This window comes from Bartonella sp. OD88NMGDW (assembly GCF_042193775.1).
Taxonomy (GTDB): domain Bacteria; phylum Pseudomonadota; class Alphaproteobacteria; order Rhizobiales; family Rhizobiaceae; genus Bartonella; species Bartonella grahamii.
In genome coordinates this window covers 144,206-167,139 of the sequence record NZ_JBHIMA010000005.1, presented here as the reverse complement: position 1 = coordinate 167,139, position 22,934 = coordinate 144,206, and the positions used below count along the sequence as shown (strand labels likewise).

Genomic DNA, 22,934 nt, shown 5'->3' with positions numbered 1-22,934 from the left:
TAAGGTTGGTTCCAAAAAATTGTGAGGTTTATGAAAGGGATAATGTTGTCAATATAACTGATAAAACAGAATAAAAAGAGACATGGGGGGCGTGCATTCTTTATGGTTATAAACGCATATAAAATGCATTGCTATAAACATATCATAAAAGAGAGAGTAAAATAAAAAAAAGCCGCGCCAAGTGATATGACGCGGCTTTCAAATAGCGTTTTTTATTGATTAAAATGAATCATCCACAATGGAGTAATGAATGCATATATACAAAATGTATCATATTGCAAGCGCTCTATTAGAGATATGAAAACTTATCAAAAGGAATGTAAATGATGCATTTGATTTTTACTCACTCATTTGAATGAGAAAACCTATAAACGCTTTTTGTTGCTCTCAAACGTATCAAACAAATCAAAACGCTCGGTAGCTTTAATAATCCAATCAAAAGCAAATGCATCTTAAATGAATGTCTTATAAAAACGTTCTTTTTAGCTTGCAAGCATTGGTTTTCAAAGCAGCTTTTTATAAGAAAAACAAACAAACGCTTTTATAAAATGTAAGGTTTTTAAGATTTTGCTCTGCTGTGAAATCTAGATCTTCATTTTTCATAAATGAAACGTTCTTAAGAGCAAATGATAACTAAGTTATAACTGTAATAAAAAAAAGTTTTAACGTTTCTTATAAAGATCTCATTTTATGTTTCAAACGTTTAAACGTGCATTTAAAGAGGTTCTCATAAGCGTATTTGTACTTTTCATTAAAACCTAATTTCTTTAAATATTAGCCGGTCCATTTTTGGGGGCGTTATCTTAGAATAGAGCATTCTTTAAACATTACAGCTTTTGACTCAAAATTAAGTAAAAACCGATACCTTATGATGTTACAACGATTTTAAATTTTACTTGCTTATCTTGTCTAAATAGCTGCCCCAAATTTGGGGTGACTAAATTCACTCAGCCCATATTTGGGCTCTGTGCTTTAAATGTAACTTTTAAACGTTTTTTGATAGCTTGCTTTTATTCATTAAAAAGGCTTTTGATTTCATAAGATATAACTTTTTGAATTTCATATCTGTTGTGATGATAGGATCTGTATAATGCCTGCCTATCGTTTTCTAAATTTTTAGAAAGCGTTTTAAATATGATTTTGTCTTTAAATCTTTTTATGCAATTTTATAAATTAAACTTATAAGCTTATAATAGTTTCGCTAAAAATTTAGCGAAATTAAAAAAGTCTATATTACTAACTTCAATGCGATTTTTAAGTGATAAAAACGTATCATAAAATTTATAAACTGTTATGAATGATAACAGCTTTTCATTTCATTTGAATACACACATGCGTTATAATCTTTACATCATGATTTGCTTTTTATGCTCTATTCATACATGGCAATCTTATATCAAAAATGGTCAAATGAATCATGCATAAAAGAATGGATTCTTAAGTGGATTCATATAAAATAATTGCAAACAACATATTGACTTTATTGCGTTTTTTGATATGATATCTCTTAAAGCCTCTAAACGCAAACCTTCCCATTGTTTGATAAGCTCTAATCCTTCTTTCGATATCTTTCTCATCTGACGCTCCATAAAAAAAGCCCCACAAAAGTGAGGCTGGATAAAATGATGTTCTAATCAATCTCGCGCTAATTATAATAAAGTGGCTCGCTACATCCACGAGCGCCTATTTTTTCATCTTCGACATAACGAGAATGCGCAAAGTTCCGTACAAGATGATCATTGTTAGAGCCACCAGTCCAATCGCCTCCTCCCAACATAACATTTATGTCTACACGTAAACTGCTTCCTTGCTCCCCTGTATGCCATTTAGTCACTGGATAACAACCAGACAAATATTGCCACACATAACCGCAACCATCCTCACAACCAATATGCGAAATCATCCGTCTATTGTTTGTATCAACGTGTCCTCCAGACGTCTTCGGAGAAGGCGCTTGATTGCCGACAATACTGGTTGCTTGATTACTGCCATACATGCTTGGCGAAAACTCATCACTCGTCAAAAATCTCTTACTAACAGACCAAAAATCAAATGCATGATCCGCATAGCTACGATTGATCGTAATCGGAACACCATATGCCGACTTTGCATTTACACCTGTCCCTGATTGAAGATAAATATCAACCCAAAGATCTTGCGAAAGATCATAAACCATCCCTTCTGGACTACTGCGCGGGCGGTGATTTAAACACCAAACAGAATTGGGCAAAATATCCCCCGCTTGATAACCTGATAAGGGATGACCTTCAATCTCACCAACATCCGCACATAGCGTATGAAATCCACCAATCTTTTCAGAATTATCCTCTGTATAGCCATCAGGAGCTGTCGGATTTTGCGAAAGGTCAAAGGATAGCTCATTCGTCTGATCTTTTAAGATGAGATATATATAATAATCCTTTCCTGCTTCAAGATCTTCGTCAAAAGTCATCCTTCCACGCCCTGGAATGCGGTAAAAGAGGTGCCTGCCCCCATTCTCACCACCATGATAAAAGCGAAAACATGCCCCTTTATTGATCACAAGACCTTTTCTATTTTTCGGATCGGCTTCCAGAATTCTGTAAGGCTGATTAAAACGCACATCCTCTAAAAAACTAGTGGAAAGAGAACCTACCACTGCCTTGTTGGTGAGTTGATCAACCTCTAGATTCAACGTATCACCCGCTTGAATAAAGAAGAGCACTATTTTGACTCCCTCCATCATTCGTGCTTTTTGTTCAACTAACTCTTTAAGAATGGGTAGGACGCTTTGATGATCGCTTTTGCAAAGATTTTTTTGTTTGTTGACGTTTTCTTTCATTCTTAAAATGAGTTATCATGGCCCGTTCCTTCTTTCTCGTATTGCTTAGACCAAAAGTATCATTGTCCATAAATTGCTGATATCCAGCTATCATGAGATCGGTTAGGAACGAGTCACTTTTCAGAGGTTGTGTAAAATAAATCCCCTTTGAATCCTGCAATTTATATCGAAAGCCTGCTTTTTTCATGCACTCATATACTGAAGCAAATTCACTTGCATACGAATTCATATCACTAGAAGAAGCATAAACCGGTTTCCAGCCACATTTTAAAAGTGATTGTTCGATTACAGCCCGATCTGCTCTAGGCTTTTCCCATAAAACCAAAGTCGATGGGGGAGGATTGCCTAACTGACATCCAGCTGTACTTAAGAGAGCCATGCAGCTCAATAGTTTTAAGATTTTTTTCATTTTTCCCCTCCTCCATAGTTTTTTTTAAAAAAATCTTATAAAAAGAGTTGAATTTCAAACTAAGAGCTTTCTCCGCCTTTTCAATCTGTAGATTATCAGCCGCATTTTCTTCAGTACGAAAATTGATAATATCATCATTATATTTATTAACTTTATCAATTAATACTGCAACATCATCTAAGGTATAGGTTTTCATGAATCCTCCCCTGCATACTCTTTAATTCTTTTGCAGAGAAATTCATAAAAATTACTTGCGTAATACTGGGGATCGTCAAGTGGAAACTTAAGATAGAGCGGGCACTCTCCATCCCGAAACTGCGTATAATCAAAATAAAAGGTTTCACCAAAATCAGTTGTGCAGATAACAAGTTGTTTGGGGTCCGTAAAGCCATCTCTTCTATCGAGCAAATTTCGGTAAACAATATCACCAGCAGGAATACCTGCGCAGATTTCATAAATACTGAATATTTCTTCACCTCCAATTTCTCCTCCTCCATAATTTTTTAAAAAACCCTTATAGGAAGAGGTAAATTGTAAATCGAGAGTATTCTCAGCTGTTTTAATCCTTACATCATCAGGAGCATTATCTTTAGTACCAAAATTAATAGCATGACTATGCATATCAATATATTGTGCAACATCTGATAAAGTATAACTTTTCATAAATTTTTCTCCATAAGTCACAGCGTGTTTTTACTCATAATGAGTGTTTCTAATGATCAATATTTCTCTACCATAGCCAATGGAATTGGGATGAGATTGATAAAATCATAAGAGATCTTTTTTTGAAGGAACTCTTTTCTCATCTGTGTCTGTAAAATCATCTCGCATTTACAATATATGATATAATTAAAGGGGATGATCATTAAAGCTTAGAGAGCGCCTTTTAGTGTCATTACTCCAATATTTGCAATAATTACTTTTTTTTTCCTGCTTAGGAGACTTTTTTTGAAATCCAACAAATAACTTTTTTGATAAAATTTGTCTTTGGCTTCATATGAGCAACCAAACTCTTGTCTTGATAAAATGAGTAGAGAACCTCAACGAGAGGACTATCTTGTTCTTGTGTCACAGGATGTAACATAATAGGCCTACAATCGACTCCAATAGGAGCTCTTCCTGATGCCATTCTTTCCACATTTGTACCTGTTATTATGTGTCCTTTTTCTTTCCAAGAAGAAACTGTTTCAGGATCAAACAGTTCATCTTCCTGATAAACTTTTTGACCTTTAAATTCCATAGGCTCAGCTGCCCCCATACTTTTTTTCTTTATCCATTTCATGATTCATAATCCCCTCGATTTTTTCAAAATAATCAATTTATTCTTTGTTCTAAATAGACTTAAATAAACTCTCCTTCCAAGAGCGAGGTTATTCCTCGCTAAAAAGCTCTGAGTGATCATCAAGCTTTTCTGCCACCTGTTTAATCAAAGCGTAACTCACTTGCTTCACCTTTGCTACTTCTTTGGCTAAAGCTAATGCACGTTCAAGGTGGGTTTTGTTGATGCTTTCGTCAAAGCCTAGGTGATCACCTGCCGTAAAGCTTTGCTGATAAGATTGTAAGGTCTCAACATCACCCAATAAAGCAAGAGCGCCAAGATGAAGTAAAGCATAATCCGTATTATCTGCTTTAGATGTTGCATCTTGTTGCCAAGGAGCAGTGCCATAATCAGAGCGAAGTCTTTCAGAAAGGTCAATGTCTGTTACCGCCCATTTTAGCGCATCATCAAGTGCTTGCTTTAAGCGATCCGCAGTGACTTCTGGTTCAAAGATTTCTAATCCCTTGGCTTCAAAATTAAGCTGTATATCTGGAATATCTTCCGTGTGGGTAGGATCAATGAATTTACAAGCGGTGGAAAGAATGCCCGTGCTAATCATAAAAGCCCTATCAAATTGTGGGTAGTCTTTGGCAATTTCGTCGTTATAAAGAATATCTACTTCACGATCAGCCAATTGATAGCTTGCCATATGGTCATTCTCATTGATTTTCTCGGTTGACCAGCCTAGGCTTTTTAAAATTGCATGAGCACTTTCCATGGTGAGACGATCATCAGTGTCATCCACTTCATCCAATTCCTCTGCCACTTCAACAGAAGTTGTTTTAGAAGCAACAGATGCTGTTTGCGCATCCAAGCTTAAAATCGGAGCATTTTTAGGAAAACCAGTCCGATAATGCCGTGCAAGAGTAAGAGCGTTGTCAATCGTATATTTCGTGATACCTTCCACAAAGCCTAAAGAGTTTCCCTTTCTAAAATTCTCTTTATAAAATTTGAGCTTTTCAACATCCCCAATAAGAATAAGCGCAATAAAATGGCGTATTATAAGATCATATTCACTATTTGTTGGCAAAGCCGCATAATCATAGATGATTTGATTCACATTTTGTCGATCAGCCCATTCAAGAATATCCGCACTGATCTGTTTCAGCTTGCCTTCATCCAATTCAGTACTAGAAACTGCATAAACTTCTTCTGATTCTTTAAGAACGGTATATTGGGGAGTATTGATGAAAATAGATCGATAAGCTGTAGAAAAACCAAGTGTTGAAAGAGAAACCTTGAAGGTAACAAATGGTGTCTCTCCGTTTTTATCAAGGTTGTACACTATATTAATGATACGATCTTTCTTTATAAAATAAGCATTGCAATTGTAATTTTTATCACGATAGACTGTCCAGTCCATCCTTTTTAAGTCTTCAGAAACTGTATTAAGAAAAGACAAATCTTGTAAACTAAGACGATCATCTATAGCTTTTCGCTCATTAAGGATTTTCAGATATTCTTCAGCAAATTGAACGGCCTGGTTAATATATCTCTCTACTTCACGGTCATCCAAAATTTCAGAAATCGTACCTGCTTCTAAAAAATTTTGATAAGATTTCAGAACATCAATTTGACCTGTCAATGCTAAACAAGCCAAATGCCAGACTATACGTATATTGTAGCTATACTTTTGAACACGTGTTTTGCTTTCTATTGATGCTTGTAAATCTTGGGCACGTGCCCACTGTATTATCCGCTCAGAGATTTTGATAAGCTCTTGCTCATCTAATGTCTCTACACAAATATCAATGCCTTTATCAAAACCACTAAAAATCCCCCCCCCAATCGTGTTAAAAGAATTATAAAGCCCCGTAGGAGAAACGCACCAATATTCCTCACTATAGTGAATACAATTGCAAGCGACAGAAATCATTTCATTAGATATTTCAGCTTCAATACGGACATTGTAATTGTCATGGAGACGTATAAAACCAAAATCAAATTGAATGAAGCGGTCGGGCAAAATCAACCACATTTTTCCAGGCTCCGTAGAAAACCACCCTTGTGTTTTGAGAACGCGCATTGCTGCTGTGAGGCTTATCGAGCGCTGTTTGGTTTTTTTGCGCGTTAGAATATCATCCAACTCCCCATTTTTATAGGCTTGCGCAAAAAAAAGCAGGCGATCATCCGATGTCATTGTTTTATAATCTGCAAATTCTGGCACAGATAGTTTTGGAGTAGATCTATCACTCCTTAAAGCCTCCATATCACCAAGTAATGCTTGTGCAACGGCAGAATGATCAGCAGCTTCCTCGCACAACTTTTTTTCAATATCCTGTGCTTGCGCCCATGCAACCACTTTGTTTAAAGCGGTTGTGATATGGCTTTCCAAAAGATCTGGAGCTTTAACATTAAAATCCTCCTTCGCGTAAAACAGCACGTCTCCATATTTACGCTGTGATTTTTCACCTCTAGAATATTCCCAGCCAAGACAATAAGCAGCGGTGGTGAGATCAGCCGAAAGCAAAAACTCTTTGCCTCTCTCTCCATAATTTTTTACACCATAGCCTATGCCCACAATGCAGTCAGGAAGATGATAATGCGCGAAAGTATCACCCACGTTATCACGATAAGGCTCCCAGCCCAGTCTTTTTAAAATCTCCGTGACATCTTTGGTTTGCATCGTCATTACCGTGCGTGCTCTTTAATTCTTTTGCAAAGGAATTCATAAAAATTGCTAGCGTAATATTCAGAATCGCCCAATGGAAACATGACATAAAGTAGACAAAACAGAATGGTATTCTGTGGTGATTTTTAATCCACATACATTTGGCAAAAATTATTCTTCAGTACAGAACTACCCCTTTTCCGGATGAATGAGAGGAACGATTTTCTTAATAGTCAACGCTACAAAGGATGCAATCAGCACTTTCAAGAAACCACCAGCCAAAAAACCTAATGAACTTATTAAAACTGTTAGCAAAGGAACCTGAGTCATATAAGCTACCCATGGTATTCCAAAAGAATAGACTATCCCAATACCGCACACAGTATTTATCACAAATAATATTATGAAATTTAACCGCTGCCAAAACAATTCTACCATAAAGCCAATAAAAAATGCAGCAAATGGAAAACTAATCAGATAACCACTCGTAACTCCTGAAAAAACACTAATTCCACCACGACCACCAGGCAATAGAGGTAATCCAATCGCAACAAGAATAAGGAAAAGAAGTGATGCTAAAGCTCCCCTTTTCGCTCCAAGTATAGAGCCTGCTAACATCGGAGCCATAGACTGAGCTGTAATAGGGACACCCAGTAAAAAAGGAAGATAAATAGGAGGGAAAAGACTCAAAACAGCGTAAATAGCGGCAAATAAAGCAATATAAACTAAGTCTTTTGTATTCACTGAATTATTCCTTCACTATGGAAAATATTTCGTTAATGTTCTATAATTAATAAAAAGTATCAGATTTATAAAAGTACACTTTAAATGCCTTAGATATAGAGAAAAATATTATAATAATTTATTTTAATAATATCACTTATATAAATCATATTAGATTCTACAATGTTTAATTACATCATAGATTACTATGGTTAAATTCAGTAAACTTATTGTGATACATGAATATTATATAATAAAATAATACATTCATTTTAGCTTGTTCTTATTATGCTTTGAATGAATGAGAGGAACAGATCTTTTAATCGCGAGTGCAACAAAGGATGCAATCAGCACTTTTAAACAATCGCCTATCAAAAAACCTGATGAAGCCATTAAAACCTTCAGTAAAGAGACTTTGGTCATATACGCTGTCCATGGAACACCAAAAGAATAAACTATCCCAATGCCACCAACAGTATTTATCACAAATAATGTTATAAAATTTAACCGCTGCCAAAACAATTCTACCATTAAACCAATAAAAAATGCAGCAAATGGAAAACCTATTAAGTAACCACTTGCAATCCCTGAAAAGACACTGATTCCACCACGACCACCAGGCAACAGAGGTAATCCAATCGCAACAAGAACAAGAAAAAGGAGTGATGCTAAAGCACCCCTTTTTGCCCCAAGAATAGACCCTGCTAGCATCGGTCCCATCGATTGAGCTGTAATAGGTACCCCTAGAAGAAAAGGAAGATAAATAGAAGGGAAAAGTCCTAAAATAGCATAAATAGCGGCAAATAAAGCAATATAAACTAAATCTTTTGTATTCATTTGATTCTTCTTTCACTATAAAAAACTTTGATTATTATGAAATGCTGTATCAATGGTATCAGCATCATAAGAACGCGCTTCCAATGCTTCAGCCACTTCTGAAGCCATTCTTATGGTTCGTATAATTAAAGGTATCGCAAGAGCGACAATGTTAGTATTAAGTCCCCGTGCTTGCTGTGCTTCATGTACCTCATTAAACTTTTCACTCAAAAGAGGAATAAACCTGATCGCCATAGAAATAACCATACTCACTTTTGATGGATTTATACCAAAACAGCAAAAAGGCTGAAGCCAGACTTCAATTGCATCCACCATATCTGAAACTTTTGTTGTGAATGAAACAAGTGATGATAAAGAAAAGAGGATAACAAGACGTAATATGACCTCAACCCCCGTAAGCCAACCGCTAAAAATAGTTTGAAATACAAATAGAAGAACCAAAAGCAATCCCATCGATTTAAATTGCTTTATCGCAGTTTTGAGAGGGACCTTGGCGACTCTATAGAATAAGATGACCAACAACAAAAATAACCCAAGAAGCGCTATGGAAGAAACCATTATTATAAAAGTTCCACACGCCGCAAGAAATAATAACTTAACTCCAGGACTTAACCTATGAATAAACGTATCCCTTGGAATATATAAACCGATCATGACATTCTTCTTATATACTCCTTGATAGCAACAAAAGGTACATCATCAATTGCTATCTCCCCCTTATCAAAAACCAGCACTCTATCAAACTTTTTCAAAAACTCCAAATCATGCGATACAACTATTGCCGTTTGTGGTAATTCTTCTATCACTTGCGTAACGCGATGCTTATTTCGCAAATCAAGTAATGTCGTCGGCTCATCAAAAATAATGTAGTCTGGTTTCATTGCAACTACACCGGAAATAGCAACGAGTTGTTTTTGCCCACCACTTAATAAATGGACAGCGTGATTTCTGAAGTCTTGAAGTTCGTAGCGCTGTAAAATTTCATCTACACGCTCCTTAATTTCATCTTTACTAAGCTTTAAATTTTTGAGACCAAATGATAAGTCCTCTTCAACTAATGGTAAAACAATCTGATTATCGGGATTCTGAAATACAAATCCAACTTTACGCTTTACTGCTTTTGCATCGCGCTTGGTATCAAGCCCATCAACGCTTACAAAACCGTGAGATGGTAATTGGAGTCCATTAATAAGACGAACAAATGTACTTTTTCCAGAACCATTCGCACCTATAACAGCAATTCGTTTTTCGGTAAGCTGTACAGTAATATTCCTTAAAACACACAAATCACCAAAAACTTGTGTTACCTCATCAAATTTTATAGTCCCCAAGATTTATTCCAATCAATCCGTTTTATTAGCTCTTCTTTCTCTATCGTCTCAGTTTATAACCTAAAAGTAATAATAAGCACCATAGAGGAATAATAATGACTGCCAAACTCATATCAGGCATCTGTACAGGAATATATGTTTCAAGAAAAGGCACGCTTATTCCTATCATATCAAAAAGTCGAGTCATCAATCCATTTTGCCCAAAACCACTGATAAACATAATGCAAAATAATAAAGCAAGAAAGCAGAGACAAAGATAGTTAGCGTAAGGATATAAACCAAACGCATAAGTAAAGTTGCCTTTTCTGTTCTTATGTGCATTGCGAAATTTCAAATGAACAATAACAATAATAGCCCAAGTAATCACTGCTGCTGCAGTTGCAAGAGCCATGATCCGCATGAAACTATTATCAGGAACAAGAGCATTAAAAACGACAATCAACACCGTACAGAATGATGAAAAAAGGATAGCAATATAAGGAACACGAGCAGCACTCAGTTTACTAAAAATATGTGGTGCATTTTTTTGTACAGCTAAACTATAAAGCATACGTCCATTAGAATAAATGCCACTATTGTAAACAGAAATAGCAGCCATAATCACCACAAAATTCAAAATATGACCAGCAGCAGGAATTCCTATAGTCTCGAAAATTGTAACAAAAGGACTGCCATTTTTTCCAATCATATTCCAAGGGCTGATTATCATAATAACGCTGATAGAACCAATATAAAAAATTATAATCCTCCACATAACTTGACGGATAGCCGCTGGAATTGTTTTTTGTGGATCAGATGCCTCTCCAGCAGCAATACCAATAAGCTCTGTTCCTCCAAAGGAAAACATTACTACAGAAGTCGCTAAAACAACCCCTACTGCTCCATAAGGGAAAAAACCGCCATGGTCCCAAAGATAATGAATATTCGCTTGATTTTCCCCTAGTTCAGTGACAATGAGAAAAATTCCCAAAATAATCATACCAATAACAGCAGCCACTTTGATCAAAGCGCAAGCAAATTCAAATTCTCCATAAAAACGAACATTAAACAAGTTAATGAATGTAACAAATAAAAGAACAATGAAAGATGCTTTCCAATGATCAATCAAAATCCAATGATCAAGATAAAAACCTATCACTGTAAGTTCAGCCATGCTCACAAGAATATAAAGAAACCAATAATTCCAACCTGTTATGAAACCAGCTAATCTCCCCCAATATTTATAAGCAAAAAAACTAAATGCTCCTGAAGACGGCTCTTCTACTGACATTTCACCAAGCATTCGCATAATGAAATACATAATAAGCCCGCCGACAAGATAAGATAAAATGACTGAGGGACCAGCTAATTGAATTGCCTCGGTTGACCCATAAAAAAGTCCTGTCCCAATAACGCCACCCAAAGCAATCATTTGAATATGGCGATTTTGAAGGCTACGCTTCAATTCATTGTGCTTTTTTTCAGACATCATGCCTCATTACTTTTGTTGAACCTAACTTCAACTTTTATCGAAAAATCAGGCACCTTTTTCAAAAAACACAAAACAAACGTAAAATTATTTTCTTATCATAATGCAACCCCTTATTTTTTTGTGCATTATATATATGCCCCGTTGAAGTTTTAAGAAAAAATATGCTCCACCATTTATTTAAATTAATGTCCTTCATTTTCGTTACACTAACTATTATAGCATTGGTCATTGATAACGCACACTCTATAATCACATCACATTGGACAACAACCCCCTTTAATAAAATTTTAACAAACCTTCTGCAAACAGATGTCTATCACCTTAACCAATCTCTATGCAAGGTAATGCCTGATTTTCTATCTTCAATTTGCATTACTCTCACTTATTTACCAGCATGGTCTATCTTTGGTGCTTTAGCAATAGTATTTTATATCTTAAATTACGAAAAACAAAAACCTTTTCACAAAATGTCATGTACATATAACGAAGAATACATTTAATCTTGAAAAAGACTTCTAGAGCTCTTTATACTATACACAACCGATATCGCTTAGAGCACCTCACCCTATTAAAACAACTGCAAATCACTTGATCATCAAAATGGATTAAAACGCTTTATTATAAACATATGCGCTCACTTATAATTTCTATAGATAACGATAACATCACTTCATTTGTATCAATTTAAAAAAGTAGCGAATAAATCTAACTTCCATCTATAGAAAACTCTGTACAGAAAAAACTTAACATATTGAAGTTCATATATTTTTATGGATACTTCTCTATACTCCACAAAAACTTTTCTTAATTTTAATACTAGAAATCACATATAAAAAACGTCTTCTAATATCAGCACTCTTTATAAAATTAGAACTTCTTGAAATTAAGGAAGAAGCTTATAAAAATTATTCTACAAGTCTAACTAAATGCGTTAAATAAAAACTAATCTGTAAATAATTGCAATTGTAATAAAGAATATTTCGCAGCTTCCTCCCATTGTGATATCCACCCTATTACATCTAAAAAAATCCAAGAGACTATTAGCAGAAGAATTTTTAAGCACCTTCTCCCTATTGAGAAAATGGTAAAACAACAGCTTCAGTAACACTCTGTTCTTTTAAATCTGAAAATCGCCTCGCTAAAACATCAACTTTTTTAGATATCTCATCCAAAATTTTCCATTGATTAGTTACTACTAGAGAAAGCTCCTCAATGAATTTTTCTTGGTAAGCTAGCTTCATTTCTAGTTCTATCAGCCGATCTTCATCCGACATGATTCTTACTCCATCTTAAATAAAAAAACGTGATTAATTTTATTAATCCTCCCCCTTTTTCTTCCCATAAAAATAAGAAGTAACTTTTCAACTAATTCTACTCATCTTATTTTCACATTATAAAGGGTTTATAATGATCTTTATTTTCCTAATCACTTATTCAACAAATTTCTTTCTTAAGAATCAGAAAATGTTTTTATCTTTACTAAGTTATCTTGACACCTTTTTCCATCCTCAAGATCTACATTCCTAGCTTCTTAATTTGAGTGCTATCGTAAATTGGAAAGCATTTATAGTATTAAGATCAAAGAATACTGTCCTCTGACTTTTACATACTTCTCCTGCAAATTATTATCATATTTTATAAATTATTGAAAAAATGCATTCTTGCTTTTATACGTACTTTTAGCTATTACCCTCAAATTAGTTTTGTCTCATTGATTTACAAACCTATGCCGCATTAGCTCAGTTGGTAGAGCACATCATTCGTAATGATGGGGTCGCTGGTTCGAATCCGGCATGCGGCACCGCATTTTCTCTTTATCATATTAGAACATCCAGATTTTTTATTTAATTATCTGTTTGAAAACCACCTTTTAGACCACCTTCTACCGTTTATACAATTTTACCTAATCTGTTGTTATTTGCTCCGTATTTTTCTCTGGAGTAAAGGCTAAGATCTCTTTCTTTCTCCACCTCACCGCTCTCCCTAGCTTATATGGCTCCGGAAACAACCCCTTGAAGCACCCAATTGCGAATCGTTGTTGTGGATACACTAAAAAGCTGTACACATTCACGGGTTGTTACATATCTATCGCCATCATCAAATATCATCTCATTACCTTTCTCTTTTTTATGTTATGTAAATGGGCGGAGATGCTAGGAGGAGAGAACCTCCCATATCTTCAAGCGGCTTTTTGTTAAAATCTTTTGTATCTCTTGTATTATTGCCTCTAAAAAGATTTCAATAGCTTGATTGATTTGTTTAAGACGCTTCTGGAAACGTAGCCAATACATCACTAGACAAAGATGATACCATTGGCCTCAAATGCCCCATAAAACGCTTCATATGAAAAAGACGAAAGCGTTATTCATATGGAAAAAATATATGAAACCGAAATCATCGTTCAAGTTTATTACAATACAATATTCTTTACAACACTATCCAATATCATTGGTCCATATATTGAATATGCTCCACTACTATATTGTTTTAGTTGGAAACAGACTACTAGAGAGGGAGAAAATATCGATTATGTTTTATATAACATTTTATTTAAAATCCTTCATAAAGATATTTTTAAGAAAATTAAGCAATTAGAGGAAAAAATAAATAATAGTTAAATTCACTATAGATTTTTTTATTAAATATATATAATACGTTACGTGTATATCGTGTTGATTCTAAGATAATTTGTAGATCTATAATATTCAACTGTAATGTTTTTTTGTTTTTATGAAAATAATTCTATGGTGTAATTTATGGGTTATGCAATTACTTGAAAATCAATACCTATTATTTCATTACTTATTATATCTCTTATTTTTTTGTTAAAAAATGCTTTTTTTCATCAGGATTATTGAAGTTTTTTAAGTAAAGTTCTTCTAAATCATTCTGGATCAACTGTAAGAATTTATGAGTAAAATCTATCTGACTATAAATGGATCTATTATAAAGTTATTATCTTGAGATGGAGATCAATTGCTGCAAAATGAATGGTGTTTAGCATAATATTTGTTCAAAAAACGATATGGATTTTAACATAACTCACTATGGAGATTTTGAATTTATTATGCCCTTTCGCTGTTCTGTTCTTAAAAATGAGTAGATGTAAGTTTTCGATTCATATCCTGCTTTGTGTAGGTTTTTTTATAGGTAAGAATAATGCGAAAAATATCAAAAGAAGGGCTTGCATTGATTAAGCAATTGGAAGGCTTACGTTTATCGGCTTATGAATATTCTGGTGGTGTATGGACAATTGGTTATGGACATACAAATGCTGCTGGTGCTCCAAGCGTCCACAAAGACATGCAAATTACGGAAAAAGAAGCTGAAAAAATCCTTTGTCAGGATTTGAGAGAGTGTGAACTCGTTGTTGAAAAAGCCGTTACCGTTCCTTTAAACAATGAACAATTCGCGGCATTAGTATCATTTTGCTATAACGTAGGAATAACAGCCTTTTGCAATTCTACACTTTTAAAAAAGCTCAATAAAGGTGCATATGAAGTGGTACCAACTGAATTACAAAAATGGACAAGAGTAGGAGGAAAACGTATCCAAGGTCTTGTCAATCGCCGAGCAGCCGAAGCAGGATTATGGGCGAAAGGATCTCATGTTGCTCCAAATTATCATGTAGTAGAATCAGAAGGTGTAACAGGTATTTGCAAAGTAGAAGCTCTTGCACCAATCATAGGTTCTTTTTCAGGGCTTGGAGGGCTTTTTTCAGGAAATGGTCCTGTTCAATGGGTTTTAGCAGGCATTATGGTTTTAGCTGCTTGTACAGCTATGGTATACATTGCTAAACGCTTTCAAGAACACCGCCTATGATCTTATGGATAAAAAAATATCTAACAATGACATCAGTGACCATAGCAACTTTTCTTATAGCTTTAGTGAAAGCCTTTTTTCTTGGGAAACAAGTTGAGAAGCAAAAGCAAACAAAGGAAGCTTTCAAAATAGGACAACACGGCTTAAGGTAGAAAATGAAGATTAATAAGAAAACTGATGCTGCTATGCGTACTAAGCTTTCTAACTGGCTGCGCGACGAATGAATAAACTTCTTGTATTGGATGGCTGCCAATTTATTTGAATCGACAAGATATCAATGTGATTAGTCCAAATTTGGCGAAAAATATTTAAAACATAATGAACAAGGTGCTGGTCTATGTGGTTGGAGACATAAACGGAAAATAAAGTGCTAAGGATACAATTCCTCTGAAAGATTAATCAATGAAAAGATTTGAAAGAGGTCGATATATTCAGATTAAAAGTAAAAGAACTTAAAGGATAAAAACGCTCTGGTGGTCGATTGGATTTAATTAGAGTGACGGAGATGTCTGAGTTGAAGCGAAAGGATTCAACAAGGTTATATTTGTATAAAGTGATTGAGTCTATTGATGTATTCCAAGAGCATCTTTGTTATCCTACCAAAAGAAGATGAGAAAAGATTTTACGGATTGCACTGCTGTCGTCGTTCAAAGAACTAATAATACTCAACGTTCTGTCTTCAACAAAATAGGATTTGGCATGCTTAAGAAAAACAATCCACGGGATTGTATAATGAACAATGGACAGCTTTTATGTGATTTGTGAATGACGTTGTTTCAGCTTTCTAATTGTAATAATGATGTTGAAGATAAGACAAATAGTTCCGCACGGTATCTGCTTTTTCATGCTAAAGTGGCGCAAAAACATTGTGAGTGATCTTGGCTATTAATTTTTCTGTAGTAAATTCCCTATGTGGGAAATAACATGCAACTCTAGTGGAGAAAACCAGAAACCGTTTTTACCTTCATTTTTTAACTCTGCTTTTTTGCTTTCAAAAGTCGCTTTTGCAGTTTCTTGAAAAATATTGCTTTGCTGTTTTAAGATAACTTGTTCCTGAAATAAAATGGGACCATTACCTTCTTTTAAAACATCACTCTAATATCTTGCAAACTCATATGCTGCTTTTAGAGAAAGTTTGTAACAGAACCGTGCCTTTCACGGCGTTTATTGTGATGTGTATAACGGAAAAATTAAGAGCGTGTATTATCTTTTTGAACATTCAACCACTGTCTTACTTCATCACAATATTTACCTTGAGGAGATACTTTATACAAAAGATGCTGATAATCTATAAATCTCCCTCACCTAATTCACCTTCTCGTTCATCCTTCTATGCATTGCCCGTCCACCTTTTAAACCACCTTAAATTTTTGATATAGAATTTTTTCTTTAATTTTTATTGAATCATAAAAATGATCCATACCAATCTCACCTCTATGCATCTTTATACACTTTGATTCTTGTTTCTAAAGCCCAGTCTGCCAGCGTATCATACTGTTTTTTATATGTAATATATATTTTTAGATTTATTCGTAATTTGTTAGAAAAGTTTCTATATTTTGATAGCAAATCTTCTATCAGTTCACTTTTTGCAAAAGATTCTGAAAGGATTCTCAAAAAGTCCGCAAATTTAAAGACTCTTTAATGCGTATTGTTTCTTTTTTAGAAATCAAAATTGGTGGTGCCCTATTCCTTACCAGAAATTGTATTATTTGAAGAGCAATCTGTATAAGATGGTGTAATCTCTTTTATGAAATTAACTAAAGTTTTTTGAATTTCTAGCATATTGTTTAAAGACAAAAGAAACCTCCCTTTTATTTATACAAGCAGCTTAGACATCAGCTGATAATTCTCCCGCTTATAAAAATCTTTTCTGGAATAACCTTCAAAACCACAATAAAGTGGTGAAAGATAAAACAAGTTTTTTAGATGATCATAACGCACAATAAAATCAGACCAGTTTAAATGTTCAATGCTAACACCTGCTAAACAGAGGCAAATAAGTTTTAGCACGCCTTCAAATTGGAAAGACTTAAACCCACGCGCTACGACGGATTCCAACTCTCATCGTACGATTTACCTTCCCTCCAAAACTTAATCGCTGTAAATATAAAAATCTTGAAGCCCATTCTAAATCCGTGAGAGTTGTTGGGTCTTACTGTATTAAACGTTGAAACTCCTCACAGCTACTCATCTGAAATGCTAGATTTTTCATAAAAGGACGATAGTGACGTTGTAACATCCCCCAAAAGTTTACGACATCACCGGAGAGATTATTGCTAATTTCAGGGGATAGAATCAATTTCTGCTCAAAGAAAATCCCACCCATACCAACAAAAAGATTTAGTCTACATGCTATGAGGAATGTCCTCAATAATTTTGATAATTTTTTTAGTCAAATTTCTTTTGTTACCAATATCAGCAGCAACTGGTGTGGAATTAACATAATTATAATTTTTTATTTTAAAATGTATCCCTCATTTTTTACATTCTTTTATCTATCTTAGCCTTCTTTTCACAGCTTCAAGTGATAAAAAGTAACTGCAATGTTAAGTTGTCTTGCATCGAACAAATTGCTCGCAAACTATCCCTATTGGCTAGATGACAACACATCCTCTATTTAAAGAAAGAAAAAATTTTCTTTTTTATTCAGCGATAAAGTAAATATTATCCAATTACTTATGAGAGTAATTCGATCAAATGGAAACTGTAATTTTTTCCACTCTGAGTAATCCTGTACCCCCTTATATAAGTTTAGGAAAGCGCGCTGTTATGAATATTCACAAAAATGCTGCAAAAATTGATATCAGAAAAACTTCTGTTTAAAAAAGGGAAAGATGTTCTCTTACTTGCTACTGAAGAACCTGTTCAGATTTGTCTTGATATTGCTGTAGAGCTTCAAAAAACATAAAGTTATCCCAACGTTTACAAGTGTGCCAACAATTCAACTTTGAGATAATATATCTGTGCTAGAGTTATGCCAATCTCACCAATCTGTTGTTGTCTATGAAGAGCATAGTATCAATGGAGAAGCCTAGAGATGCAATTGTTAAATCCCTTATGTTAAATCCCTTATAGAACAAAACGTTCTATGCCAATTTGTATCATTAGGAATACCTAACGACCCCATCTGTAATAAAAACAAACTGGATTTTTTTAACAAATTATGAAATCAATAGAGAAAGCATAAACAGTGTTAGCAATGACATACTATACAAAAAATATTTAACTGCTTCCTAATATGTTCGCCAGTTCAAAAACATCATAACTCATTGAGGATGCAAGAAAATAAGAAAGAAAAACATTAATTCACGCAGTCTTGCTCTCAGTAAACGAGCTTTTTTAAAGATTGTATGGGTATTTTTTTCATTGCTTAAAAATGTACTCCATAAAAACAATATCATATCCATATAATAATTACCCAATAAAATTAATATAAATAATATATAGATTATAGAAATATTATTTATTAGATCTATTTTTTATTATAATTATAGATTACAATAAACACATATTGACATTTTTAATAATTTTATTTATATGCCATAATTAATATTGTTCTATATTAAAATAAAACTAAATGAATTTTATAAATTTACGTTTTATGATAATGTGGGAAAGAAGTAATTAACATGTTATATTTTTATATATAGGAGAGAAAAATGCTCGCAGCATTATTTATATCTATTTTTTCTATATCAACAATTGTTTTACCTTTAATATCAGCGCTTGTTCCTTTTTATCCATAGAATGAGCTTTTAATAAAATAAGTAAAAGATGTATGCAATGTTATTAGTGTTTTTTTTGTGTTTATTATTATTAAGATTTTTGCGTTAAATATTATTGTATTTACGGAGTATTATTTTAGTTACTGAGTATTTTATGTGATTTTATAGAGGAGCTTCTTGATCTTTTCTATTTAACTTTAACTGTCAACATATTTGTAAAATATATAATTATGCTCCTCTATAAAGAGACTTTCTTTTTCTGAAAGCAGTAAAAATATTGCTTTCATTGCTTAAAAACATCTATATTTACTAAACTCTTGCGTGTAATATCTTTAATTGTCTGAGTACCGGTCAGTGTCATAGCTACCCGCATTTCATTGGCAAAAAGATCAAGGAGATGCATAACACCTTTCTTACCTGCTGCTGCAAGCGCATAAACAAAAGCACGGCCAATCATAACAGCATCCGCACCTTGTGCTATCATGCGGACAACATCAAGACCAGAACGAACACCTGAGTCCGCTAAAATAGTCAAATGATCCTTTACAGCATCCGCAATTGCAGGCAACGCTCGTGTTGTTGATAATACACCATCAAGCTGACGTCCGCCGTGATTAGAAACAACAATACCATCCGCACCAAATTTTACTGCTTCTCGTGCATCTTCTGGATCAAGAATACCTTTCAAAATCATTTTTCCTTTCCAAAAATCGCGAATCCATTGTAAATCATGCCAACCAATTGATGGATCAAAATTTGCACCAAGCCAACCAACGTAATCATCTAATGCAATTTTCTTTTTGAGATAAGTGGAGACATTTCCAAGATCATGGGGGCGCCCCATAACACCAACGTTCCAAGCCCAATATGGATGAGTAAACGCTTGTAAAAAACGACGTAATCCAGCATAAGGACCAGACATCCCCGAATGCGCATCACGATAACGCGCACCAGGAACTGGCATATCAACTGTAAAAACCAACGTGCGTACACCAGCTAACCAAGCCCGTTCTAGTGCATCACGCATGAAACCGCGATCTTTGAGAACATAAAGTTGAAACCAAAATGCACCTCCAACCGCTTCTTGCACTTCCGCAATGGGACAAACTGAAACAGAGGATAGAGTAAAAGGAATCCCTTTTGCCGCTGCGGCACGCGCTGCTTTTACCTCTCCACGACGTGTGTACATGCCCGTTAGCCCAACAGGTGCAAGTACAATCGGTAAATCAAGTGTCTGATCAAAAAGCTTGATTGAAAGATCAACTTCACCAACTTGCCTTAGAATCCTTTGACGCAGTGCAAGAGCTTGAAGATCTTTACAGTTACGTCGCATCGTTTCTTCAGCATAAGCCCCACCATCAATATAGTGAAAAAGAAAGGGAGGAAGACGACGCTTTGCTGCCTTACGATAATCAAGTGTTGAAGAAATAATCATTGATGGCACCATTGTTCCTAAATGAAAAGAGAAGATATCCTAAAACGCATAAAAGCGAATCCGTGTACCTTCCTACTCGATATTCTCCCAAAACGCTCTATTGAATAGATAGAAGCAACAGAGATTGCAACTTTCTAAAAAAACTAATTGATAAAAACAATGTCTTTATTTCTCCTATCCAAATTTAAAATCTCACAGTATGGGGTATCATTAATAACGTATCCACTCATATATTGTTCATGTGCAATTGAAATGTTATATTTTCTTTAAACGAACACCTCTTCGAAAGCGATTGCTCCGCAGCTTAATTAGTTATAATTTAAAGTCGTTTCTCCCTCCACAGGTCCTTACATTATAGGTTATAAGAATATAGATAATATAGAGCCTGTAGTCATTAAGTATAAACCATAATCTCCCCTAAAAGATAAAAAAATTCTTTATTAATACTGGAAATAAAGCTGTCGCATATATCCAGAAATCTTCTTATATCAATACTCAAAACTGAGACTTGTTACTTACTTCATGAAAGTTTATAAAAATATACAGTGCCTAATTCACATAAAGCATAAAAAAAATTTTAACGTTCATACGAGTAGAAGCTCTCCATATTGAATTGAATAATTTTCTAGCAATATTTTATATCTTGAAGCTATAAATGAGTTACTAAAAGTAGAACAATTTTTATTAAAAAAATTGTTAATAAACTGTAGTGCAAAACTTCTTTATTGGCTCTTAAGGATAATTTTTATACGAAATAAAATATACTGGTCATTCAAGCTCTAGAAAAATGGAGCAATAGCAGCATCCAATCTCGCATGTTTACTTTGAAAAGCAAATACGTTACTGTTATATTGAATTTTAGTAATTTATTGATTTATTATAATCAATAAATACGAATAACATATTGAATATAGTAAAATTCTTTCATTTTAGATTTTTTCATGATGAAATAATCAAAACTATTCTTTTGCACATCATAAACGAAGTTCCTATAGATACAACCTCTTGAAAAAAAGAAATAAAAATGCCTCTCAAATGCAAGGGATGCAATAACTTTGGAAACTAAAAATAGAATGAATGGCGCCGGTTTTGCGAAGAACAAAATTTTCTTTTATCCAAAATACACTTTCTGCATACATGTTATCAAAATTCGTAGTTTCCAACTCATTTAAAATGCTTGGACAACTTTAAACCCTGTGCTTGATAATGTGATCCAACATCATGTCCATAAAGGGTTGATGGTCGATTAAGCATATGCTCATAGACCAAACGGCCAATCATTTGACCATGCTCTAAGATAAAAGGAACTTCATGGCTCCGCACTTCTAAAACCGCTCTTGCTCCTTTTCCACCCGCTTCCACATGCCCAAATCCTGGATCAAAAAAGCCTGCATAATGCACCCTAAACTCACCAACTAAAGGATCAAAAGGAGTCATTTCTGCGGCATAAAGCGGAGGCACATGAACAGACTCTCGTGAAACTAAAATATAAAATTCATCAGGATCAAGAACCAACTCCCTTTGACCACGATCAAAAAGAGGTTCCCAAAAATCTAAAACGTGGGCAACAGCACGTTTATCAATATCAATAACACTTGTATGATGTTTACCACGATAACCTATAAGCCCGTTTTCGTCTCCCTTTAAATTAATGGAAAGACCAATACCACCAGCGCTAATATTAGGAAGATCCTCCGATATCAGTGTTTCTTGCTTTTGCAAAGTGTGTAACTCAACTTCATTTAAATAACTTTGCCCTTTTCTAAACCGAAGCTGTGATAAATGTGAGCCTTTATGCACCAAAATTGGAAATGTGCGTGGACTAATTTCCAAATAAAGTGGACCATGATAACCAGCACAAATTTTATCAAACTCCTGAGCGTTATCCGTAATGACACGCGTAAAAATATCTAATCGGCCTGTAGAACTTTTGGGATTGGCAACAGCAGATAAAAATTCTGGTAAAGCTAAACTTTCCAAAAGAGGAACAATATAAACACACCCCGTTTCCAAAACGGCTCCGTCTCGTAAGTCAAACTCATGCAACTTTAACCGTTCAAGCTTATCCAAAACTTTTGTATTAGGACCCGGCATAAAAGAAGCACGTATACGATAAGCTTTCTCCCCTAAACGAAGATCAAGGCTTGCTGGTTGTATTTGAGATCTATCAAATGGATACTGAGCCTTGAGAAAGTTATTCTCAATCAGAGCTTGTATATCACTATCTGCTAAAATACCGCTTATACGCGCCATATATATTGCCTTCCCTTTTTACATTGTTTCTTTTTTGACCTAGATGATAAATTGGTGCAAGCTATTTTAAGGTGATAAAAACTATTTTTTCTGTTTTTTCCAACCAATTTGTTAACATAAAATAAAATAGGAGGTATTGTAAAAATAATACCTTCCATACTCTCTTATTCTTGAA

At 34.4% G+C, this 22,934-nt stretch carries 19 protein-coding genes, 1 tRNA gene and 4 pseudogenes; 6 read left to right on the top strand and 18 right to left on the bottom strand.

Annotated features, from left to right (window positions below; genetic code table 11):
- Positions 1-1,502: 1,502 nt before the first annotated feature.
- From ACFIJR_RS05875 to ACFIJR_RS05815, 13 genes and pseudogenes are all read right to left on the bottom strand, one after another.
- Positions 1,503-1,577: pseudogene (locus ACFIJR_RS05875) on the bottom strand (lysozyme); the annotation flags it as partial.
- A gap of 68 nt (positions 1,578-1,645) precedes the next feature.
- Positions 1,646-2,821, bottom strand: coding sequence for a hypothetical protein (locus tag ACFIJR_RS05870; RefSeq protein ID WP_375653809.1), 1,176 nt, complete (start codon positions 2,819-2,821; stop codon positions 1,646-1,648).
- Positions 2,751-3,230, bottom strand: a complete 480-nt coding sequence (locus ACFIJR_RS05865; protein WP_375626812.1) for a hypothetical protein — start codon at positions 3,228-3,230, stop codon at positions 2,751-2,753. Before ACFIJR_RS05865 ends, ACFIJR_RS05870 begins: the two co-directional genes overlap by 71 nt.
- Entirely contained in the window at positions 3,124-3,426 is a 303-nt protein-coding gene (locus ACFIJR_RS05860; RefSeq protein WP_375653808.1) for a hypothetical protein, read from the bottom strand. The genes ACFIJR_RS05865 and ACFIJR_RS05860 overlap by 107 nt, the downstream gene beginning before the upstream one ends.
- Positions 3,423-3,893, bottom strand: coding sequence for an SMI1/KNR4 family protein (locus ACFIJR_RS05855; protein WP_375649092.1), 471 nt, complete (start codon positions 3,891-3,893; stop codon positions 3,423-3,425). The genes ACFIJR_RS05860 and ACFIJR_RS05855 overlap by 4 nt, the downstream gene beginning before the upstream one ends.
- Before the next feature lie 271 nt (positions 3,894-4,164).
- Positions 4,165-4,512: an HNH/ENDO VII family nuclease gene (locus ACFIJR_RS05850; RefSeq protein ID WP_375649089.1), complete on the bottom strand. Its 348-nt coding sequence runs from the start codon at positions 4,510-4,512 to the stop codon at positions 4,165-4,167.
- An 88-nt stretch (positions 4,513-4,600) separates the two neighbouring features.
- Positions 4,601-7,174 (bottom strand): DUF6990 domain-containing protein, encoded by a 2,574-nt coding sequence (locus ACFIJR_RS05845; protein WP_375653806.1) that lies wholly within the window; start codon positions 7,172-7,174, stop codon positions 4,601-4,603.
- Between the two features lie 5 nt (positions 7,175-7,179).
- A pseudogene (locus tag ACFIJR_RS05840) lies at positions 7,180-7,278 on the bottom strand (SMI1/KNR4 family protein); the annotation flags it as partial.
- 70 nt (positions 7,279-7,348) lie between these two features.
- Complete coding sequence (locus tag ACFIJR_RS05835; RefSeq protein WP_375653805.1) at positions 7,349-7,903, bottom strand: biotin transporter BioY; 555 nt, start codon at positions 7,901-7,903, stop codon at positions 7,349-7,351.
- Positions 7,904-8,149: 246 nt separating this feature from the next.
- Positions 8,150-8,719, bottom strand: coding sequence for a biotin transporter BioY (locus tag ACFIJR_RS05830; RefSeq protein WP_375626819.1), 570 nt, complete (start codon positions 8,717-8,719; stop codon positions 8,150-8,152).
- A gap of 15 nt (positions 8,720-8,734) precedes the next feature.
- Positions 8,735-9,373, bottom strand: coding sequence for an energy-coupling factor transporter transmembrane component T family protein (locus ACFIJR_RS05825; protein ID WP_375626854.1), 639 nt, complete (start codon positions 9,371-9,373; stop codon positions 8,735-8,737).
- Positions 9,370-10,050, bottom strand: coding sequence for an energy-coupling factor ABC transporter ATP-binding protein (locus tag ACFIJR_RS05820; RefSeq protein ID WP_012754688.1), 681 nt, complete (start codon positions 10,048-10,050; stop codon positions 9,370-9,372). The genes ACFIJR_RS05825 and ACFIJR_RS05820 overlap by 4 nt, the downstream gene beginning before the upstream one ends.
- Before the next feature lie 40 nt (positions 10,051-10,090).
- On the bottom strand, positions 10,091-11,518 hold the full coding sequence (locus tag ACFIJR_RS05815) for an amino acid permease (protein ID WP_375626823.1): 1,428 nt from the start codon (positions 11,516-11,518) through the stop codon (positions 10,091-10,093).
- A gap of 164 nt (positions 11,519-11,682) precedes the next feature.
- Between ACFIJR_RS05815 and ACFIJR_RS05810 the strand changes: the two genes are divergently transcribed.
- Positions 11,683-12,021 carry a hypothetical protein gene (locus tag ACFIJR_RS05810; RefSeq protein WP_375653804.1) on the top strand — a complete coding sequence of 113 codons (339 nt, stop codon included), beginning with the start codon at positions 11,683-11,685 and terminating at the stop codon, positions 12,019-12,021.
- Between the two features lie 570 nt (positions 12,022-12,591).
- Here ACFIJR_RS05810 and ACFIJR_RS05805 read toward each other — a convergent pair.
- A complete protein-coding gene (locus ACFIJR_RS05805) occupies positions 12,592-12,795 on the bottom strand; it encodes a SlyX family protein (RefSeq protein ID WP_375626827.1) in 204 nt (67 codons plus the stop codon).
- A 454-nt stretch (positions 12,796-13,249) separates the two neighbouring features.
- On the opposite strand from ACFIJR_RS05805, the gene ACFIJR_RS05800 reads away from it, so the two are divergent.
- Positions 13,250-13,322: transfer RNA gene (locus ACFIJR_RS05800), tRNA-Thr, on the top strand.
- Positions 13,323-13,424: 102 nt separating this feature from the next.
- On the opposite strand, the pseudogene ACFIJR_RS05795 reads toward ACFIJR_RS05800, so the two are convergent.
- Positions 13,425-13,629, bottom strand: a pseudogene (locus ACFIJR_RS05795) (helix-turn-helix transcriptional regulator).
- 261 nt (positions 13,630-13,890) lie between these two features.
- Between ACFIJR_RS05795 and ACFIJR_RS05790 the strand changes: the two are divergent.
- The 3 genes from ACFIJR_RS05790 to ACFIJR_RS05780 all read left to right on the top strand — a co-directional run bounded on the left by ACFIJR_RS05790 (position 13,891) and on the right by ACFIJR_RS05780 (position 16,108).
- On the top strand, positions 13,891-14,139 hold the full coding sequence (locus ACFIJR_RS05790) for a hypothetical protein (protein WP_375649033.1): 249 nt from the start codon (positions 13,891-13,893) through the stop codon (positions 14,137-14,139).
- Positions 14,140-14,680: 541 nt separating this feature from the next.
- On the top strand, positions 14,681-15,343 hold the full coding sequence (locus tag ACFIJR_RS05785) for a lysozyme (protein WP_012754682.1): 663 nt from the start codon (positions 14,681-14,683) through the stop codon (positions 15,341-15,343).
- 609 nt (positions 15,344-15,952) lie between these two features.
- A complete protein-coding gene (locus ACFIJR_RS05780; RefSeq protein ID WP_375653802.1) occupies positions 15,953-16,108 on the top strand; it encodes a hypothetical protein in 156 nt (51 codons plus the stop codon).
- 85 nt (positions 16,109-16,193) lie between these two features.
- On the opposite strand, the pseudogene ACFIJR_RS05775 reads toward ACFIJR_RS05780, so the two are convergent.
- Positions 16,194-16,648: pseudogene (locus tag ACFIJR_RS05775) on the bottom strand (integrase); the annotation flags it as partial.
- A gap of 1,483 nt (positions 16,649-18,131) precedes the next feature.
- Here ACFIJR_RS05775 and ACFIJR_RS05770 point away from each other — a divergent pair.
- On the top strand, positions 18,132-18,254 hold the full coding sequence (locus ACFIJR_RS05770; protein ID WP_375625722.1) for a hypothetical protein: 123 nt from the start codon (positions 18,132-18,134) through the stop codon (positions 18,252-18,254).
- A gap of 1,100 nt (positions 18,255-19,354) precedes the next feature.
- Here ACFIJR_RS05770 and lldD read toward each other — a convergent pair.
- Both lldD and ACFIJR_RS05760 read right to left on the bottom strand, forming a co-directional pair.
- Positions 19,355-20,506 carry an FMN-dependent L-lactate dehydrogenase LldD gene (gene lldD, locus ACFIJR_RS05765; RefSeq protein WP_375626848.1) on the bottom strand — a complete coding sequence of 384 codons (1,152 nt, stop codon included), beginning with the start codon at positions 20,504-20,506 and terminating at the stop codon, positions 19,355-19,357.
- 1,164 nt (positions 20,507-21,670) lie between these two features.
- Positions 21,671-22,759, bottom strand: coding sequence for a 2'-deoxycytidine 5'-triphosphate deaminase (locus ACFIJR_RS05760; protein ID WP_375625718.1), 1,089 nt, complete (start codon positions 22,757-22,759; stop codon positions 21,671-21,673).
- Between the last annotated feature and the right edge of the window lie 175 nt (positions 22,760-22,934).

What these genes read in the sequence shown, in the direction of transcription:
- ACFIJR_RS05790 (WP_375649033.1), top strand. Translation starts at nt 13,891, where the DNA reads ATGGAAAAAATATATGAAACCGAAATCATCGTTCAAGTTTATTACAAT.
- ACFIJR_RS05860 (WP_375653808.1), bottom strand. Translation starts at nt 3,426, where the DNA reads ATGAAAACCTATACCTTAGATGATGTTGCAGTATTAATTGATAAAGTT.
- lldD (WP_375626848.1), bottom strand. Translation starts at nt 20,506, where the DNA reads ATGATTATTTCTTCAACACTTGATTATCGTAAGGCAGCAAAGCGTCGT.
- ACFIJR_RS05855 (WP_375649092.1), bottom strand. Translation starts at nt 3,893, where the DNA reads ATGAAAAGTTATACTTTATCAGATGTTGCACAATATATTGATATGCAT.
- ACFIJR_RS05780 (WP_375653802.1), top strand. Translation starts at nt 15,953, where the DNA reads ATGAGAAAAGATTTTACGGATTGCACTGCTGTCGTCGTTCAAAGAACT.
- ACFIJR_RS05810 (WP_375653804.1), top strand. Translation starts at nt 11,683, where the DNA reads ATGCTCCACCATTTATTTAAATTAATGTCCTTCATTTTCGTTACACTA.
- ACFIJR_RS05865 (WP_375626812.1), bottom strand. Translation starts at nt 3,230, where the DNA reads ATGAAAAAAATCTTAAAACTATTGAGCTGCATGGCTCTCTTAAGTACA.
- ACFIJR_RS05815 (WP_375626823.1), bottom strand. Translation starts at nt 11,518, where the DNA reads ATGTCTGAAAAAAAGCACAATGAATTGAAGCGTAGCCTTCAAAATCGC.
- ACFIJR_RS05870 (WP_375653809.1), bottom strand. Translation starts at nt 2,821, where the DNA reads ATGAAAGAAAACGTCAACAAACAAAAAAATCTTTGCAAAAGCGATCAT.
- ACFIJR_RS05770 (WP_375625722.1), top strand. Translation starts at nt 18,132, where the DNA reads ATGCTGCAAAAATTGATATCAGAAAAACTTCTGTTTAAAAAAGGGAAA.
- ACFIJR_RS05760 (WP_375625718.1), bottom strand. Translation starts at nt 22,759, where the DNA reads ATGGCGCGTATAAGCGGTATTTTAGCAGATAGTGATATACAAGCTCTG.
- ACFIJR_RS05845 (WP_375653806.1), bottom strand. Translation starts at nt 7,174, where the DNA reads ATGCAAACCAAAGATGTCACGGAGATTTTAAAAAGACTGGGCTGGGAG.
- ACFIJR_RS05785 (WP_012754682.1), top strand. Translation starts at nt 14,681, where the DNA reads ATGCGAAAAATATCAAAAGAAGGGCTTGCATTGATTAAGCAATTGGAA.
- ACFIJR_RS05805 (WP_375626827.1), bottom strand. Translation starts at nt 12,795, where the DNA reads ATGTCGGATGAAGATCGGCTGATAGAACTAGAAATGAAGCTAGCTTAC.
- ACFIJR_RS05825 (WP_375626854.1), bottom strand. Translation starts at nt 9,373, where the DNA reads ATGATCGGTTTATATATTCCAAGGGATACGTTTATTCATAGGTTAAGT.
- ACFIJR_RS05850 (WP_375649089.1), bottom strand. Translation starts at nt 4,512, where the DNA reads ATGAAATGGATAAAGAAAAAAAGTATGGGGGCAGCTGAGCCTATGGAA.
- ACFIJR_RS05830 (WP_375626819.1), bottom strand. Translation starts at nt 8,719, where the DNA reads ATGAATACAAAAGATTTAGTTTATATTGCTTTATTTGCCGCTATTTAT.